The following is a 16,282-nucleotide window of genomic DNA, read 5'->3' as shown; positions in this document are numbered from 1 at the left end:
CCTTAGCAATAAATTGCTGAGGATATGATTCAATCCACTAATTTCTGGTGTCTGGATATGGCCGAACCTCGTTTTGTCCACCTGCGTGTTCACAGCGATTACTCCATGATTGATGGATTAGCCAAAATTGGGCCGTTGGTGAAGAGAGCTGCCGCATTAGGCATGCCCGCTCTGGCCATTACCGATTTTACCAACCTGTGTGGACTGGTAAAATTCTATGGTAGCGCTCATGGTGCCGGGGTTAAACCCATCATTGGCGCAGACTTCTATGTGCAAAGCGAAATATTGGGTGATGAATTAGCTCACCTGACCGTTTTGGCTCGCAATAATGAAGGTTACCAAAACTTAACTTTACTGATATCCGAAGCTTATCAACGTGGCTATGGTGCGGCTGGCCCTATCATTGATAGGGATTGGTTGATTAAGCATAAAGACGGGCTTATTTTGCTATCCGGTGGCCGGATGGGGGATGTGGGTAAGTTTATCTTGCGGGGCAATCAGGTTCTGGTTGATCAATGCCTCGAGTTTTACCAACAACATTTCCCCGACAGCTACTATCTGGAGCTCATTCGTACCGGTCGTCCGGATGAAGAAAACTACTTGCATGCAGCAGTGGCACTGGCGACTGAGCGCGGCTTGCCTGTGGTCGCAACCAATGATGTCCGCTTTATTGCGGAATCAGATTTTGATGCGCATGAAATTCGGGTTGCCATTCACGACGGATTTACACTGGTTGATCCCAAGCGCCCTAAGAATTATAGCCCTCAGCAGTTTATGCGTGATGAAGAGCAGATGTGTGAGCTGTTCGCGGATATTCCTGAGGCGCTGATTAACAGTGTTGAAATAGCCAAACGCTGCAATGTGACCATCCGGCTTGGGGAGTATTTTTTACCCCAATTCCCAACCGGCGAGATGAGTACCGAAGATTTTCTGGTTGAGAAATCTAAACAAGGTTTAGAAGAGCGGCTGGAACTGTTATTCCCTGATCCTGAAATCCGGGCGCAAAAACGCCCAGCCTATGATGAACGTCTGGAAATAGAACTAAAAGTTATCAACCAGATGGGCTTCCCGGGCTACTTCTTGATAGTTATGGAGTTTATTCAGTGGTCAAAAGATAACGGCGTGCCAGTTGGGCCGGGACGAGGTTCTGGTGCGGGTTCCTTGGTTGCCTATGCACTGAAAATTACCGATCTTGACCCATTGGCATTTGACCTGCTGTTCGAGCGTTTTCTAAACCCTGAACGTGTATCCATGCCTGACTTCGACGTTGACTTCTGCATGGAAAAACGCGATCTGGTGATAGAGCACGTGGCAGAAATGTATGGCCGCGATGCGGTTTCCCAGATTATTACCTTCGGTACCATGGCGGCGAAAGCGGTTATCCGCGATGTGGGCCGGGTGCTGGGTCACCCTTATGGTTTTGTTGATCGTATTTCCAAATTAGTCCCGCCAGATCCAGGTATGACACTGGAGAAAGCCTTTGCCGCTGAACCGCAACTGCCCGAAATCTATGAGGCAGATGAAGAGGTTAGAGCGCTGATTGATATGGCGCGGAAGTTGGAAGGGGTAACACGTAACGCCGGTAAACATGCCGGTGGGGTAGTTATCGCACCAACAAAAATCACGGATTTTGCCCCTCTCTATTGTGATGCTGAAGGGAATAACCCGGTAACTCAGTTCGATAAGAATGATGTGGAATACGCCGGCTTAGTGAAGTTTGACTTCCTAGGTTTGCGAACACTCACTATCATTAACTGGGCATTGGAGATGATCAATGCCCGGCGTGCCAAAACTGGGTTAGAACCCATTGATATTGCGTCTATCCCACTGGAAGATAAAAAAAGTTTCGATATGCTGCAGCGCTCGGAAACGACGGCGGTATTCCAGCTTGAATCCAGGGGCATGAAAGACCTTATCAAGCGCCTGAAGCCCGACTGTTTCGAAGACATGATTGCATTGGTGGCATTATTCCGCCCAGGCCCACTGCAATCAGGGATGGTAGATAACTTTATCGACCGTAAACATGGTCGCGAAGCCATATCTTATCCAGATATTGAATGGCAGCATGAATCACTAAAACCAGTGCTTGAGCCAACTTATGGCATTATCTTGTATCAAGAACAAGTTATGCAGATTGCTCAGGTTCTGTCGGGTTACTCACTCGGCGGCGCAGATATGTTGCGTCGTGCGATGGGTAAAAAGAACCCAGCAGAGATGGCAAAACAGCGCTCTGTGTTTGAAGATGGTGCTAAAAACCAGGGCGTTAATGGTGAGTTGGCGATTAAGATCTTTGACTTGGTAGAGAAATTTGCCGGTTATGGTTTTAACAAGTCACACTCCGCCGCTTATGCTCTGGTTTCTTACCAAACGCTGTGGTTAAAAGCACATTATCCTGCTGAATTTATGGCAGCGGTAATGACGGCCGATATGGACAACACCGAAAAGGTCGTTGGTCTGGTCGATGAATGCTGGCGTATGGGGCTGAAAATTCTGCCGCCTGATATCAACAGTGGCCTGTATCATTTCCATGTAAATGATGACGGCGAAATTGTTTATGGCATCGGCGCCATTAAAGGTGTGGGCGAAGGGCCGATTGAGGCCATGTTGGAAGCTCGTAAAGAAGGCGGCCATTTCAAAGAATTATTTGATTTATGCGCCAGAGTCGATACGAAAAAACTCAATCGCCGGATTCTAGAAAAGCTTATTATGTCCGGTGCCTTTGACCGTCTGGGGCCGCACCGCGCTGCATTAATGAGTTCGTTGGGCGAAGCATTAAAAGCGGCTGACCAACATGCCAAGGCAGAAGCCATTGGTCAGGTAGATATGTTCGGCGTATTAGCTGATGCACCTGAGCAGGTTGAGCAATCTTATGCTAATGTGCCGCGGTGGCAGGAACAAATTGTTTTAGATGGGGAACGGGAAACGCTGGGGCTCTATCTTACCGGCCACCCGATTACCCAATATCTGAAGGAAATAGAACGTTATGCCGGCGGGCTGCGTTTGAAAGATATGCATCCGACGGACAGGGGCAAAATGACTATGGCTGCGGGGCTGGTTATTGCTTCGAGAGTTATGGTGACAAAACGCGGAAATCGTATTGGCATTTGCACTTTGGATGACCGCTCTGGGCGTCTGGAGGTGATGCTATTCACCGATGCGTTGGAAAAATATCAGCATTTGTTGGAAAAAGACCGTATCCTAATAGCTACCGGACAGGTCAGCTTTGATGACTTTAGTGGTGGACTTAAAATGACCGCCCGTGAGTTAATGGACATCAGTGAAGCTCGTGAAAAATATGCCCGTGGGCTTGCTATATCGCTGACTGACAGGCAAATTGATGACCAGCTTTTGAACCGTCTCCGTCAGTCGTTGGAACCCCATCGAGCGGGGACGATCCCAGTACATCTTTATTACCAGCGGGAAGATGCTCGCGCCAGGTTGCGGTTTGGAGCTACATGGCGTGTGACCCCCACAGATCGCTTATTGATAGATTTGCGAACTCTGGTCGGTAATGAGCAGGTGGAACTGGAATTTGACTAAAATAGGAATGCTATGAGTCTGAATTTTCTTGATTTTGAACAGCCGATTGCAGAGCTGGAAGCGAAAATTGACTCGCTGACCGCAGTCAGCCGTCAAGACGAAAAATTAGATATTAATCTGGACGAAGAGGTTCAGCGTCTACGGGAAAAAAGTGTCGAGCTGACGCGGAAGATATTCTCGGATCTCGGCGCATGGCAAATTGCCCAATTGGCACGCCATCCTAGTCGCCCTTATACCCTGGATTATATCGCTAATATCTTTACTGATTTCGAAGAACTGGCTGGTGATCGTGCTTATGCCGACGATAAAGCTATCGTGGGTGGTATCGCACGCCTGGATGGTCGCCCGGTGATGATAATTGGTCATCAAAAAGGCCGAGATACTAAAGAAAAGATCCGCCGTAACTTTGGTATGCCAGCACCAGAAGGTTATCGTAAAGCACTGCGTCTAATGGAAATGGCGGAGCGCTTTAAGCTGCCGATCATTACTTTTATCGACACGCCAGGAGCTTATCCTGGTGTCGGTGCCGAAGAACGTGGTCAATCCGAAGCTATCGCGCGCAACCTGCGCGAGATGTCTCGCCTGAATGTGCCTATCATCTGCACCGTCATTGGTGAAGGCGGCTCCGGTGGTGCATTGGCCATCGGTGTTGGCGATAAAGTGAATATGCTGCAATACAGCACTTATTCTGTTATCTCCCCAGAAGGCTGCGCTTCAATCTTGTGGAAAAGCGCCGATAAAGCGCCATTAGCTGCAGAAGCTATGGGCATTACGGCCCACCGGCTGAAAGAGCTGAAGATGATCGACTCGGTTATCCCTGAGCCTTTAGGTGGCGCGCATCGTGATTATTTAGCGATTGCTGCTTCACTGAAAGCCCAGCTTTTGGCTGACCTTAGCGACCTGGATGTTCTGAATGACGAAGAGTTATTAAATCGTCGTTATCAGCGCCTAATGAACTACGGTTATTGCTGATTTTAGCTCTTAGGTTATGAAATAATCCGGTACTGTGAACAGTATCGGATTTTTATTAATTTAATTACAACGTCACTATTCGTATTAGCACCGTTTTCATACCCATCCAATGATATCCATTCTGTTTTCCCATCATATTGTCCTAAAACTGAGCTTATTCGCTGTTGCACTGATATTCATCGACGGCCATAGTGAATGCTGATGACTAATACCAATGAATAACTCAATTGGAGTAATACATGCTGGCAATAAATAAAATTCATCACATAGCAATAATTGGTTCTGATTATCAGGTAAGCAAAAAATTTTACTGTGATGTGCTTGGTTTTACTCTGCTTGCTGAAGTGTATCGTGACGCGCGTGACTCCTGGAAAGCGGACTTGGCCTTAAACGGCCAGTATACAATTGAGCTATTCTCATTTCCTGCTCCCGCTGCTCGCCCCAGTCGCCCAGAAGCTTGCGGTTTGCGACACTTGGCTTTTCAGGTTGATGATATTGAATTAGCGGTGTGGGAACTTAACGCTAAAGGGGTCATTTGCGAAGAGGTTCGCATTGATCCCTATACAGGATCACGTTTTACTTTCTTTAATGACCCTGATGGTTTACCTCTAGAGCTCTATGAATTGACAGCGGAATAATATGAATACCCAAGCCTCGGTACCCCATGTTTTACTCAATCCACTGTTCGCGCAATTGGGTGGGCATCGGCATGTGTTGGTTGGGTTCAGTGGTGGTTTGGATTCCAGTGTGCTGTTGCATTTATTAGTTTGCTTACGTGACCAATTTATTCCTGAGCTGATGATTCGCGCTATTCATATTCACCATGGCTTAAATCCACGGGCAGACAGCTGGGTAAAGCATTGCCAGCAACAATGTGAGCAATGGGGGGTTGCGCTAGAAGTGGTGCGTGTCACTATCGACACACGTGATTCAGGTATTGAAGCCGCAGCCAGAAATGCACGCTATCAGGCATTTGCCTCGCATCTGGCCACTAATGAAGTTCTACTCACCGCCCAGCATTTAGACGATCAATGTGAAACCTTCTTATTGGCACTCAAACGTGGCAGTGGCCCGGCGGGTTTATCGGCGATGGCGGCTAAAAGGCCCTTTGCTCATAGTCAATTGTTGCGACCATTACTGGCATTTTCGCGTGAAACTTTAGAAAACTATGCTCGAGCACAGCAATTACAATGGATTGAAGATGATAGCAATCAGGACGATCGCTTCGATCGCAATTTTTTGCGCTTAAGAATCTTACCTTTACTTAATCGGCGCTGGCCACATTTTGCCCAAGCCACGGCGCGGAGTGCGGGTTTATGTGCGGAACAGGAGCAGTTGCTGGATGAATTATTAGCCGATAATTTACAACAACTGCAAAATACTGACGGTGCCTTGTCTATTGATGGTTTATTGCTGGCTTCAGACGCTAAACGAGCGGCGATATTGCGCCGTTGGTTAGCAAGAAGTGGCGCATCAATGCCGTCACAAAGCCAACTGCAACGCTTGTGGTTGGAAGTTGCTATGGCCAGACAGGATGCTGAGCCGCAACTAACCCTTGGGGCACATTTGGTGCGGCGTTACCGGCAATATTTATATCTCTTGCCGCAGTTGCCCGAGATAACAGTATCTCATTTACCTTGGGCTAAAGTTCTGGCTGCATCTGACCAGAGTGCGCTGATACCGGAACCCTTAGTTCTTCCTGCCAACCTGGGGGTGTTGAGTTTTGTGACTCATGGCGGGCAAACCATTAGAGCTGCTGCTATTGGCGAGGAAATCAGCATAGGTTTTGGTTTGCAGGGCGAGATTAAAATTGTCGGGCGACAACATTCGCGCCACAGTAAGAAAATATGGCAAGAATTAGGTATTCCACCATGGCAGCGGGAGCGTATTCCTCTGCTGTATTTTGGTGAGCATTTAATTGCTGCCGCCGGGGTATTTGTCACTCAGGCCGGTCAGGCAAATGAAGATGAGTTGTGCTGGCATCTGGATTGGGCCAAACCCAAAGAATAATAAATAAAATAAGCTATTTTTGAGGAGCAATGATGAAATTAATTATTAGTATGATGGTATTCAGCTTATGTAGTTTTTCAGCGCTGGCCAAAAATGATATTGAAGCCGGGCGGGTGAAGTCAGCCAGTTGTGTGGCCTGTCATGGCATGAATGGCAAAGTATCTGTACCTATGTACCCAAATTTGGCGGGGCAGAATGCCATGTATCTTGAGCAATCTCTGGCCGCGTATAAGAAAGGCGGGCGTACCGGGGGACAAGCGGAAGTGATGCGCGCGTATGTTGCTAATTTATCTGATGAGGATTTTTCGGATCTGGCCGCTTATTATGCCAGCCTTAAACCTTAATATAGCAATCAGTGAGTTAGATGGGGTAGTGCCGCTAACACCGCAGTAGCTTTAAGTGCGAAGGGGATACCCGAAGTCATTGGTGTTACAGCAAGGCAGCAAAGGAACAAATCCCGATGAGCATACATGAGTATGTGATTCGGGTGAGTGAGTGAAGCTAACACCGCTGTAACGTCAAGAACGAAGGGGGACGGGCCGCTTTACAGCAGCCCGTCAGTAAGACGCGAAACTATGATGCACTGACGACCACAGTCCCAATTTCGGGGTGGCTGAAGCTGGCGATATGGTCAAGACGTAATTCACGCATTGTCCCTTCCTGCTCAACAATCAGATATTCGACTTTCTTTCTGAGCAGCAGATCGCACGCTTTACCCTCTACGATCTCACCGCCTCTCAACTTCAACGTCAGTATCAGGTGATGTTGGCAGGCGAGCTCTAGATTATCGTAGTCATCGCAATTGATGGGTTGATACTCTTCACTCATCGACATAATCGCTCACCAATAAGTTAGCGGCGGCATAGGCCGCCTGTTCCCTAACGGAGGACGGGAGTGCGTCGTTAGCCGCAACTTCGTCCAATGCTTTCAATACACAACGTAGTGCATCTGGCACATAGCCAAGATCACCACTTCCAATTTCGGCATAAAAACGGCGTACTAATTCACAGTATTGCTGCACAGTAATCCTCCTGGAAAAGTTTAACCCAGTAGCTTCTCAGCGGAAACGCCACACTGTTAAGTTACGAAGATAAACTCTGAACTTATAAGGACTATAGCACAGGAGTCATGGAGATATTAGAGTGGAAGCGAAGGTTTCTTTTTAGTATTGATGACACTAATAACTCTCTTTATGCAGGGTTGTCTGGCTGCTGACAGACCTAATCAAGTACACTGTCAGCCAGATAATTAAGAGGTTACTCATGGCACTAAAAGCAACCATCCATAAAGCCGCAGTTAACATCGCCGATATGGATCGCAATTTTTTTCAGGATGTTAACCTGACCATCGCGCAACACCCATCTGAAACTGACCAGCGCATGATGCTGCGGTTATTAGCATGGATTTGTCATGCTGATGAACGTTTGCTGTTTACCAAAGGATTGAGCGCTGACGATGAGCCAGAAATTTGGCGTCACAATGATCACAATGGCATCGAATTATGGGTCGAACTGGGATTGCCTGAGGAAAAACGGCTGCGAAAAGCCTGTAATCAATCACAGCAAGTGGTGTTATACGCCTACAGTGAGCGGGCGGCCAAAGTGTGGTGGCCACAAGTGCAAGAAAAGTTGTCTGGGCACTCTAATCTTCGGGTGCGCTTTCTTGATGATGAGCAGATGGCAAAGCTGGCAGCGCTGTCTAACCGGAATATGTCATTACAGGCAACCTTGCAAGAAGGGACAATCTGGCTCTCAGATACTCAGAATAATCTTGAAATTAGTTTTGATGAATGGCAAGGCGATGGGCAATAAGCGTGTTGATTATATCTAATAATGTGAGTCTACCCGATAGCGAGATTGAACTGACGGCGATTCGATCTCAAGGTGCCGGAGGCCAACATGTTAATAAAACCTCCACTGCCATCCATTTGCGCTTTGACATTAAGGCCTCAAGCCTGCCAGAGTATTATAAAGAAAGGCTATTATTGTTAAATAGCCATTTGATGACCGCTGAGGGGGTCATCATTATCAAAGCGCAAGAGTATCGCAGTCAGGATATGAATCGCGAGGCTGCACTGGCGAGACTGGTGGCCTTAATTCGCCAAGCGATGGTGGTGGAGAAAGCGCGTCGGGCAACAAAGCCGACCAAAGGCTCCAAAATCAGGCGAGTTGAAAGTAAAGTCCGCAAAGGGGCGACCAAAGCGCTGCGCGGTAAAATACATCAGGAATGATGCCCATATTGGGTCTGAGCTTTATGCATTGTGACTAATGCGGCTTCATTTCTTATATATCGGACACAGTATGGGAGAATAACTGTGAGTAAATTAACCATAACGGTATTGTTGGCAGTAGGTGCGCTGTCCTTATTGGGTTGTAATAATAGGCAGCAACCCGTCGAGCAGCCTTTGCAACCGATGCAGCAAAGCTATCAGGGGTTATTGCCCTGCGCCGATTGCAGCGGTCTGGATACCTCACTGTTTCTTGATAGTGACGGAACATTTATCCTGAAAGAGACTTATCTTGGCGGTAAAGGTGGCGACACCTCATTTGCTGAATATGGTAAGTGGGCGCGTACTGCGGATAAATTAGTTTTAACCAATGGCCAGGGTGAGAAACGTTATTTCCAGCCCGTAGGTAAAAATCTAGTCATGCTGGATCAACAAGGCCTACCGATTAAATCGACTTTAAATTATCAGTTAACGCCGAGTGAACAACCTTTGCCGAAAACGCCGATGCCATTAAGCGGCATGTATAAATACTTCGCTGATGCAGCCGTATTTACTGATTGTGCGACGGGTAAAACCTTCCCAGTCGAAAATAATATTGCCTTGGAAAAAGGGTATTTAAACGCCCGTAAAAATGCAGAAGAGCCGGTATTCCTGACTCTCAATGGCCATTTTGATATTCGGCCATCAATGGAGGATGGGCAGTCAGATAAGACGCTGATTCCGGCTGGTGATATTCAGTTTAATGCCAATAAGAGCTGCGACAGTCAGTAGAATCTCTCCGTTGCTGCAATAAAAAAGCCGCCAGCTGTTGTTCACACTCTGGCGGCTTTATATTTTTAGCTAATTAGCGTTTGATTTGGCCCAGTAAGAAATCAATGATTTCACTGGTTTTAATCATTTGCTTCTCACCCGCACGGCGATTTTTGTATTCCACTTCTTCGCTGTCGAGATTGCGATCGCCAATGACGATATTATGTGGCACGCCAATCAACTCCATATCCGCAAACATGACACCCGGACGTTCTTTACGGTCGTCGAGAATAACGTCAATGCCATGAGAGCGCAGGGTGGCATACAATTCTTCCGCCAGTTCTTTCACCCGGAAAGATTTATGCATATTCATTGGCAATATTGCTACTTGGAATGGTGCAATTGCATCCGGCCAAATAATGCCACGGTCATCATAATTTTGCTCAATCGCCGCAGCCACCACACGGGATACCCCAATACCGTAACAGCCCATGGTCATCACTTGATTGCGACCATCTTCACCCTGAACTGTCGCTTTCATAGCTTCAGAATACTTGGTGCCTAGCTGGAAGATATGGCCGACTTCAATACCGCGTTTGATTTGCAGTGTGCCTTTACCATCTGGGCTGATATCGCCCTCGACCACATTACGTATGTCAGCAATCTGTGGCAGCGGCAAATCGCGCTCCCAATTAATGCCAAAGTAATGTTTGCCATCAATATTGGCACCCGCACCAAAATCACTCATCACCGCGACACTGCGATCAGCAACCACTGGCAGTGGTAGATTTACCGGGCCTAATGAACCAGGGCCTGCGCCGATAACCGCACGAATTTCTTCTTCACTGGCAAACGTCAGCGGCTTAGCAACTTGTGGCAATTTTTCTGCTTTAATTTCATTGAGTTCGTGATCACCGCGCACCAGCAGGGCTACCAACTTATGGCCGCTCTCTTCATGAGCATGAACCAATAAGGTTTTCACTGTTTTTTCAATCGGCAAATTGAACTGCTCGACTAATTCAGCGATGGTTTTTGCATTCGGAGTATCAATGATACGCAGTTCTTCGCCAGCGACGGCACGTGGTTCAGTCGGTGCCAATGCTTCAGCAAACTCAATGTTGGCAGCATAATCAGAATCAGTTGAGAACACGATATCGTCTTCGCCACTTTCTGCCAGTACCTGGAATTCATGGGATGCACTGCCACCAATGGAACCCGTATCTGCCAGCACCGCACGGAAATTCAGATCCATACGTTCGAAAATTTTGCTGTAAGCGGCATACATTGCGTCGTAAGTTTCCTGCAATGATTCCTGAGTGGTATGGAAAGAATAAGCATCTTTCATCAGGAACTCACGGGCGCGCATCACACCAAAACGTGGGCGCACTTCATCGCGGAACTTAGTTTGGATCTGGAAGAAATTCAGCGGTAGCTGTTTGTAAGAGTTGATCTCACCGCGAATCAGGTCAGTAATGACTTCTTCATGGGTTGGGCCAAGCACAAAAGGGCGCTCGCCACGATCCACAAAACGTAACAGCTCAGGGCCATACTGTTCCCAGCGACCACTTTCTTGCCATAAATCAGCTGGTTGGACGACAGGCATTGAAACTTCGATGGCACCGGCGTTATTCATTTCTTCGCGCACGATGTTTTCGACTTTCTTCAATACCCGAACCCCGGTCGGTAGCCAGGTATAAAGACCTGAGGCCAGTTTACGGATCATCCCGGCGCGGAGCATCAGTTGGTGACTGATAACTTCAGCATCAGCAGGTGTCTCCTTCAGAGTGGAGAGCAAATATTGGCTAGTACGCATGATGTTTTGGTTCCATTAGCACTGTAAGCATATCCGTCATCTTTCAAGTTGCTGGTGTGTTGGCTCAGCTCAATTACCCGAATCCATTACTTATGTAGGCATCATCGGGATGCTCTTGCTTGCCGCCTTCCTGTATCTTGAAATCTATTGGGTATAGAGACAGCCAAAAAAATAAAAAGTGGTTTAGTTTACCAGTGAGTGCGGGTTGTCAAAAGAGAGCAGGGCGAAATTTAGCGCTGGTCGATAGCTAACACTTCTGTTTGGTGCCCAATAACCCGCCAACGCACATTGAATTCCAGCAGTAACACGGCATATTCGCGGCTTTCGCTCTCTTCTTTACGATAGGCTGGCCGTGGATCTTGCGCCAAAACCTGAGTGATAAAACGCCGTAAATTCGGATAACGTTGCTGCAACTGTGCTAACTGTTGTTCTGCGGTGCTGGAAAAATCAACCTGCATGTCTGCATCGGGCGCGGTTTGAGCAAAACCTGCTCGCGCCAGTGGTTGGCTTTCAGCGAAAGGCAGATAAGGTTTAATATCAATCACTGGCGTGCCATCAACCAGATCCAGACTGCCCAGCTCCAGAATGACCTCTTTCCCCTGACAATGCACTGCTTTCAGCTCAATCAGGGACATCCCAATGGGATTTGGGCGAAATGTGGAGCGAGTAGCAAATACTCCCATGCGCGCATTACCCCCTAAACGCGGAGGGCGCACGGTCGGACGCCAGCCGCCATCCATGGTTTGATGGAAAACGAACATCACCCATAAATGACTGAAATCAGATAAACCCCGCACAGCTTCCGGTTGGTTATAGGGTGCCAGGAGTTGTAGTTCTCCACCGCCATCTTCAATCAAACCGGGTTGCCGCGGCACGGCAAACTTTTCTTTATAGGGCGAACGGATAACGCCAATTTGATTAAAGGAAAATACACTCATTTTGATGAAACATTCAGTGCAGAGCCTTGGCACACGGCTTGTTGATAACAGCCGGGAACACCACTTAATATTTCACATTGATGCAGTAAGACTGCATTGGCCTTCATATAAGATGCGCGAGTTTGCATTCTTTTACGGGCGGTAGACAGACTGGGTGGGGAGTCCTGAACTGTAGATTGGCATGACTCACCGGACACTTCCCCTAAATCGCGGAAAGGCTTGCCAACAAGCTCTTCAGCGCTTTTATAGAGTTTCACTGGTGCCGGACGAGGGGCAACCGTAGGGCTGGGTTTAGTCACCGGAGGCGGTTGCTTAACCGGGGTTTCTGTGGTGGATGGCTTTGATTGAAGCATGGAGCATCCAGTTAGCGAAAGGGCTAACAGACACAGAGGTAACGCACGCATAGAAATTCCTCAGCCTTTTTATATAAGAGGCGCTATTGAAGCAATCTATTATGCAAATAACAAGACGAGCCGTAGCTCGTCTTGCAATATATTTAGCAAACACTGAATTTAGTAAAGCGAGTATTCAGCAAAATAGGTAATTGACCATTACCAACCTTTAACTGCGCCGCCGTTGAAGGCTTTGTTTGCCGCGTCGTAAACTTCATCAGACTGATAAGCCTGGACGAATTTTTTCACGTTTTCCGCATCTTTATTATCTTCACGAGCAACAATCAAGTTGACGTAAGGTGAGTCTTTATCTTCCACAAACAGGCCATCTTTAGCCGGTGTCAGGCCAATTTGGCTAGCATAAGTGGTATTGATAATTGCCAGGTCGATTTTTTGGTCATCCAAAGAACGTGGTAACTGAGGGGCTTCCAGTTCAACCAGTTTCAGGTTTTTAGGATTCTCAACCACATCCAGCACGGTTGGCAGCAGACCAACACCATCTTTCAGTTTAATCAGACCGACACTTTGTAGCAACAACAGGGAACGGCCCAGGTTAGTCGGGTCATTCGGCAGTGCGACTTGAGCACCTGGTTGCAGTTCGTCCAGTGATTTTATTTTCTTAGAGTAACCGGCAATTGGGTAAACGAATGAGTTACCAACGGAAACCAGTTTGTAGCCACGATCTTTAATCTGCTGATCCAGATAAGGTTTATGCTGGAAGGCATTCAGGTCAATATCACCTTTACTCAGGGCTTCATTTGGCAATACATAGTCGTTGAATGTCACCAACTCAACATCCAGACCATATTTGTCTTTTGCTACTTTTTGAGCCACTTCTGCAACTTGTTGCTCAGCACCAACAATTACGCCCACTTTAATGTGGTTTGGATCTTTCTCTGCTGGGCCACAACCCACCAGTGCCAGAGTACCAATCAGTGCGCTGACTGCCGCGATAGATTTGAATTTTAAAGACATATCCCTTCCTCTATAGACATTCATTAAGATGCGCCGCTGTGTGAGGCAGTCGCGGGTTAAATACCATTATGGCTAACAACTATTTATGGGTAACGGCTTTTACTATCCGATCGCCACTGAATTGAATCAGATAAACCAGAATTACTAATAATACTAAGACTGTATTCATTACAGTGGCGTTATAACCAATGTAACCATACTGATAACCGATTTGACCTAGGCCACCGGCACCTACTGCACCCCCCATAGCGGAATAGCCTACCAGGGTAATTAAGGTAATGGTTGCTGCATTCACCAAGCCTGGCAGGGCTTCGGGCAACAACACTTTCTTGATGATTTGCATTGGCGTAGCGCCCATCGCACGTGCGGCTTCAACTAAACCAGATGGAATTTCTAGCAGAGCATTTTCCACCATACGGGCAATAAAGGGAGCCGCACCCACAGTTAATGGCACAATTGCTGCCTGTAAACCAATAGAAGTACCGACTATCATCCGAGTGAAAGGAATCATCCATACCAATAAGATAATAAAAGGTATGGAGCGGAAAATATTCACCACCCCAGACAAGGTGCGGTAAATCTTATTGTTTGCAATAATCTGCCCTGGCCGAGTGACATACAGCAGCACCCCAACAGGCAGCCCTAAAACAAAGCCAAAGAAACCAGACACAAAGGTCATCATTAGAGTTTCCCACACGCCTCGGGCCATTAACCACATCATTGCCTCAGACATAACCCAGAACCTCTACTTTTACATGATGATCTTGCAAGAACTTAATGGCAGCGAGGCCATCCTGATTGTCGCCATGTAGCTCTGCCAACATGACACCAAATTTAACGCCGCCGGCATAATCCATCTGCGAGCTAAGAATACCAATATCAATATTAAAGCGACGAACTGCTTGTGAGATCAACGGCGCATCTACTGACTTACCGGTGAACTCCAATTTAAGCAGTGGAACACGGTCTGTACTGGGTTCTTGAGTCATGCGCAGCGCATAATCTTCAGGAATGTCCAGATGCAAAGTTGATTGAATAAATTGTTGAGCCAGCGGGGTCTTCGGATGAGAGAACACTTCGCTGACACTGTCTTTTTCAATCAATTGGCCTTCACTGATAACCGCAACCTGATCACAGATACGTTTCACCACATCCATTTCATGAGTGATAAGCAAAATGGTGAGGCCTAAACGGCGATTAATATCTTTTAACAGTTCCAGAATTGAGCGGGTAGTTGCAGGGTCTAAGGCGCTGGTGGCTTCGTCGCACAACAACACTTTAGGATTGCTGGCCAATGCACGGGCAATAGCGACACGCTGTTTCTGCCCACCGGAAAGGTTCGCTGGGTAAGCATCTTGCTTATCGGACAAACCAACTAAATCCAGCAGTTCGGTAACTCTCTTCTTTATATCTGCGCGCGGGGTATTGTCCAGTTCAAGAGGCAACGCGATATTGCCATACACCGTACGGGAAGAAAGTAAATTGAAATGCTGAAAAATCATGCCTATTTGACGACGAGCACGAGTCAATTGGCTGTCAGATAAGGTAGTAAGATCTTGCCCATCGACCAGGACTTGTCCGCTAGTCGGGCGCTCTAACATATTGGCGCACCGTATCAATGTGCTTTTACCGGCACCAGAGGCACCGATAACGCCATAGATTTGCCCAGCAGGAACGTGTAGCGTCACGTCTGAAAGCGCGGTAATAGTGCGCGACCCCTGTTGGAACACTTTGCTGATGTGAGAAAGTTTAATCATATTATTCTTATTTTATCGTCGTTTCCGTGGCTAGATAAAAAGTAAACTTCAGTAGAACCAAAGTATAGATTGGATGTTAAGGCGTCTAGACGGCTAAGTCAACTAACAACACCGATTCTCTTCCATTCTCAATCGGCAATGAAACATGCGATACTAACCGGATTAACCGCCTTCAGGAGCAGATAAGTGACTCAGCCCGTCCCCGCAATATTTTTAGATCGTGATGGTACAATTAATGCCGACCACGGTTATGTCCACGAAATTGATAATTTTCAATTTATAGACGGTGTTATTGATGCATGCCGTGAATTGAAAGAAATGGGTTTTGCTTTGGTTCTGGTAACCAATCAATCGGGTATTGCGCGCGGTATCTTTACCGAAGAGCAATTCTTAAGCCTAACCGAATGGATGGATTGGTCTATGGCTGACCGCGGTGTTGATCTGGATGGCATCTATTTCTGTCCGCATCATCCCGATGCCAGTGTGGCGGAGTTCCGAGAAACATGTGAATGCCGTAAGCCATTGCCGGGCATGTTACTGCAAGCGCAAAGTGAATTGAACATCGATATGGCTGCTTCTTATATGGTAGGTGACAAAATAGAAGATATGCAGGCAGCCGCTGCGGCAAATATCGGTACTAAAGTCTTGGTTCGCACTGGCAAACCGGTTACGGCGGAAGGCGAGGCAGCAGCTGATTGGGTGCTAAATAGCCTGGCAGACTTGCCAAAAGCGATAAAAACGCATCATAAATAAGCGTTGCGTTCAAATAACACGCAGTTGAAAAAAACTTTACTATAAACCCTTGCCATTCTGAAGCAGCTCCCTATAATGCGCATCCATCGACACGGCGCTGTGAGCAACTTCACAGAGTGGCCGGGAAGAGCAGAGAAAACTAACGAATTAAGTTG

At 47.2% G+C, this 16,282-nt stretch carries 17 protein-coding genes; 9 read left to right on the top strand and 8 right to left on the bottom strand.

The window, feature by feature from the left end; genetic code table 11:
- The first annotated feature begins 57 nt into the window (after positions 1 to 57).
- The 5 genes from dnaE to YROHD0001_RS07570 all read left to right on the top strand — a co-directional run bounded on the left by dnaE (position 58) and on the right by YROHD0001_RS07570 (position 6,866).
- Complete coding sequence (dnaE, locus tag YROHD0001_RS07550) at positions 58 to 3,540, top strand: DNA polymerase III subunit alpha (protein WP_032817052.1); 3,483 nt, start codon at positions 58 to 60, stop codon at positions 3,538 to 3,540.
- Between the two features lie 12 nt (positions 3,541 to 3,552).
- Positions 3,553 to 4,512, top strand: a complete 960-nt coding sequence (accA, locus tag YROHD0001_RS07555) for an acetyl-CoA carboxylase carboxyl transferase subunit alpha (protein ID WP_004715041.1) — start codon at positions 3,553 to 3,555, stop codon at positions 4,510 to 4,512.
- A 239-nt stretch (positions 4,513 to 4,751) separates the two neighbouring features.
- Complete coding sequence (locus tag YROHD0001_RS07560) at positions 4,752 to 5,150, top strand: VOC family protein (protein ID WP_004715040.1); 399 nt, start codon at positions 4,752 to 4,754, stop codon at positions 5,148 to 5,150.
- A 1-nt stretch (position 5,151) separates the two neighbouring features.
- Entirely contained in the window at positions 5,152 to 6,522 is a 1,371-nt protein-coding gene (tilS, locus tag YROHD0001_RS07565) for a tRNA lysidine(34) synthetase TilS (RefSeq protein ID WP_004715039.1), read from the top strand.
- 29 nt (positions 6,523 to 6,551) lie between these two features.
- Positions 6,552 to 6,866, top strand: coding sequence for a c-type cytochrome (locus YROHD0001_RS07570; RefSeq protein WP_004715038.1), 315 nt, complete (start codon positions 6,552 to 6,554; stop codon positions 6,864 to 6,866).
- A 229-nt stretch (positions 6,867 to 7,095) separates the two neighbouring features.
- Here YROHD0001_RS07570 and rof read toward each other — a convergent pair whose 3' ends face one another.
- A complete protein-coding gene (gene rof, locus YROHD0001_RS0118000) occupies positions 7,096 to 7,356 on the bottom strand; it encodes a Rho-binding antiterminator (protein ID WP_032817050.1) in 261 nt (86 codons plus the stop codon).
- Complete coding sequence (locus tag YROHD0001_RS07575; protein ID WP_002212152.1) at positions 7,343 to 7,543, bottom strand: YaeP family protein; 201 nt, start codon at positions 7,541 to 7,543, stop codon at positions 7,343 to 7,345. The genes rof and YROHD0001_RS07575 overlap by 14 nt, the downstream gene beginning before the upstream one ends.
- Before the next feature lie 241 nt (positions 7,544 to 7,784).
- Between YROHD0001_RS07575 and YROHD0001_RS07580 the strand changes: the two genes are divergently transcribed.
- The 3 genes from YROHD0001_RS07580 to nlpE all read left to right on the top strand — a co-directional run bounded on the left by YROHD0001_RS07580 (position 7,785) and on the right by nlpE (position 9,520).
- Positions 7,785 to 8,333 carry a YaeQ family protein gene (locus YROHD0001_RS07580; protein WP_004715027.1) on the top strand — a complete coding sequence of 183 codons (549 nt, stop codon included), beginning with the start codon at positions 7,785 to 7,787 and terminating at the stop codon, positions 8,331 to 8,333.
- Positions 8,334 to 8,335: 2 nt separating this feature from the next.
- A complete protein-coding gene (arfB, locus tag YROHD0001_RS07585; RefSeq protein ID WP_032817048.1) occupies positions 8,336 to 8,752 on the top strand; it encodes an alternative ribosome rescue aminoacyl-tRNA hydrolase ArfB in 417 nt (138 codons plus the stop codon).
- An 84-nt stretch (positions 8,753 to 8,836) separates the two neighbouring features.
- Entirely contained in the window at positions 8,837 to 9,520 is a 684-nt protein-coding gene (gene nlpE, locus YROHD0001_RS07590) for an envelope stress response activation lipoprotein NlpE (RefSeq protein WP_004715025.1), read from the top strand.
- A 73-nt stretch (positions 9,521 to 9,593) separates the two neighbouring features.
- Here nlpE and proS read toward each other — a convergent pair whose 3' ends face one another.
- The 6 genes from proS to metN form a co-directional block, all read right to left on the bottom strand.
- Positions 9,594 to 11,312, bottom strand: coding sequence for a proline--tRNA ligase (gene proS / locus YROHD0001_RS07595; protein WP_004715024.1), 1,719 nt, complete (start codon positions 11,310 to 11,312; stop codon positions 9,594 to 9,596).
- 230 nt (positions 11,313 to 11,542) lie between these two features.
- Positions 11,543 to 12,250: a tRNA (N6-threonylcarbamoyladenosine(37)-N6)-methyltransferase TrmO gene (tsaA, locus tag YROHD0001_RS07600; protein ID WP_032817047.1), complete on the bottom strand. Its 708-nt coding sequence runs from the start codon at positions 12,248 to 12,250 to the stop codon at positions 11,543 to 11,545.
- The gene (gene rcsF / locus YROHD0001_RS0117995) at positions 12,247 to 12,654 is read right to left on the bottom strand and encodes an Rcs stress response system protein RcsF (protein ID WP_032817046.1); all 408 of its coding nucleotides are present in this window, start codon (positions 12,652 to 12,654) and stop codon (positions 12,247 to 12,249) included. Before rcsF ends, tsaA begins: the two co-directional genes overlap by 4 nt.
- Before the next feature lie 147 nt (positions 12,655 to 12,801).
- A complete protein-coding gene (locus YROHD0001_RS07605; protein WP_004715021.1) occupies positions 12,802 to 13,617 on the bottom strand; it encodes a MetQ/NlpA family lipoprotein in 816 nt (271 codons plus the stop codon).
- A gap of 79 nt (positions 13,618 to 13,696) precedes the next feature.
- Entirely contained in the window at positions 13,697 to 14,350 is a 654-nt protein-coding gene (locus YROHD0001_RS07610; RefSeq protein WP_032817044.1) for a methionine ABC transporter permease MetI, read from the bottom strand.
- A complete protein-coding gene (gene metN / locus YROHD0001_RS07615; RefSeq protein WP_004715020.1) occupies positions 14,343 to 15,374 on the bottom strand; it encodes a methionine ABC transporter ATP-binding protein MetN in 1,032 nt (343 codons plus the stop codon). The genes YROHD0001_RS07610 and metN overlap by 8 nt, the downstream gene beginning before the upstream one ends.
- A 186-nt stretch (positions 15,375 to 15,560) precedes the next feature.
- Here metN and gmhB point away from each other — a divergent pair, with 186 nt between their 5' ends.
- Entirely contained in the window at positions 15,561 to 16,127 is a 567-nt protein-coding gene (gene gmhB, locus YROHD0001_RS07620; RefSeq protein ID WP_004715019.1) for a D-glycero-beta-D-manno-heptose 1,7-bisphosphate 7-phosphatase, read from the top strand.
- The last annotated feature ends 155 nt before the right edge of the window (positions 16,128 to 16,282 follow it).

It is taken from the genome of Yersinia rohdei ATCC 43380 (assembly GCF_000173775.1).
Classification (GTDB): domain Bacteria; phylum Pseudomonadota; class Gammaproteobacteria; order Enterobacterales; family Enterobacteriaceae; genus Yersinia; species Yersinia rohdei.
Note: the sequence above shows the minus strand (reverse complement) of the source record. Positions and strands in the feature narration are given on the sequence as shown.

Excerpts from the sequence above, each read along its gene's own strand:
- dnaE (WP_032817052.1), top strand. The coding sequence starts at position 58 with ATGGCCGAACCTCGTTTTGTCCACCTGCGTGTTCACAGCGATTACTCC.
- accA (WP_004715041.1), top strand. The coding sequence starts at position 3,553 with ATGAGTCTGAATTTTCTTGATTTTGAACAGCCGATTGCAGAGCTGGAA.
- YROHD0001_RS07560 (WP_004715040.1), top strand. The coding sequence starts at position 4,752 with ATGCTGGCAATAAATAAAATTCATCACATAGCAATAATTGGTTCTGAT.
- tilS (WP_004715039.1), top strand. The coding sequence starts at position 5,152 with ATGAATACCCAAGCCTCGGTACCCCATGTTTTACTCAATCCACTGTTC.
- YROHD0001_RS07570 (WP_004715038.1), top strand. The coding sequence starts at position 6,552 with ATGATGAAATTAATTATTAGTATGATGGTATTCAGCTTATGTAGTTTT.
- rof (WP_032817050.1), bottom strand. The coding sequence starts at position 7,356 with ATGTCGATGAGTGAAGAGTATCAACCCATCAATTGCGATGACTACGAT.
- YROHD0001_RS07580 (WP_004715027.1), top strand. The coding sequence starts at position 7,785 with ATGGCACTAAAAGCAACCATCCATAAAGCCGCAGTTAACATCGCCGAT.
- proS (WP_004715024.1), bottom strand. The coding sequence starts at position 11,312 with ATGCGTACTAGCCAATATTTGCTCTCCACTCTGAAGGAGACACCTGCT.
- tsaA (WP_032817047.1), bottom strand. The coding sequence starts at position 12,250 with ATGAGTGTATTTTCCTTTAATCAAATTGGCGTTATCCGTTCGCCCTAT.
- rcsF (WP_032817046.1), bottom strand. The coding sequence starts at position 12,654 with ATGCGTGCGTTACCTCTGTGTCTGTTAGCCCTTTCGCTAACTGGATGC.
- YROHD0001_RS07605 (WP_004715021.1), bottom strand. The coding sequence starts at position 13,617 with ATGTCTTTAAAATTCAAATCTATCGCGGCAGTCAGCGCACTGATTGGT.
- YROHD0001_RS07610 (WP_032817044.1), bottom strand. The coding sequence starts at position 14,350 with ATGTCTGAGGCAATGATGTGGTTAATGGCCCGAGGCGTGTGGGAAACT.
- metN (WP_004715020.1), bottom strand. The coding sequence starts at position 15,374 with ATGATTAAACTTTCTCACATCAGCAAAGTGTTCCAACAGGGGTCGCGC.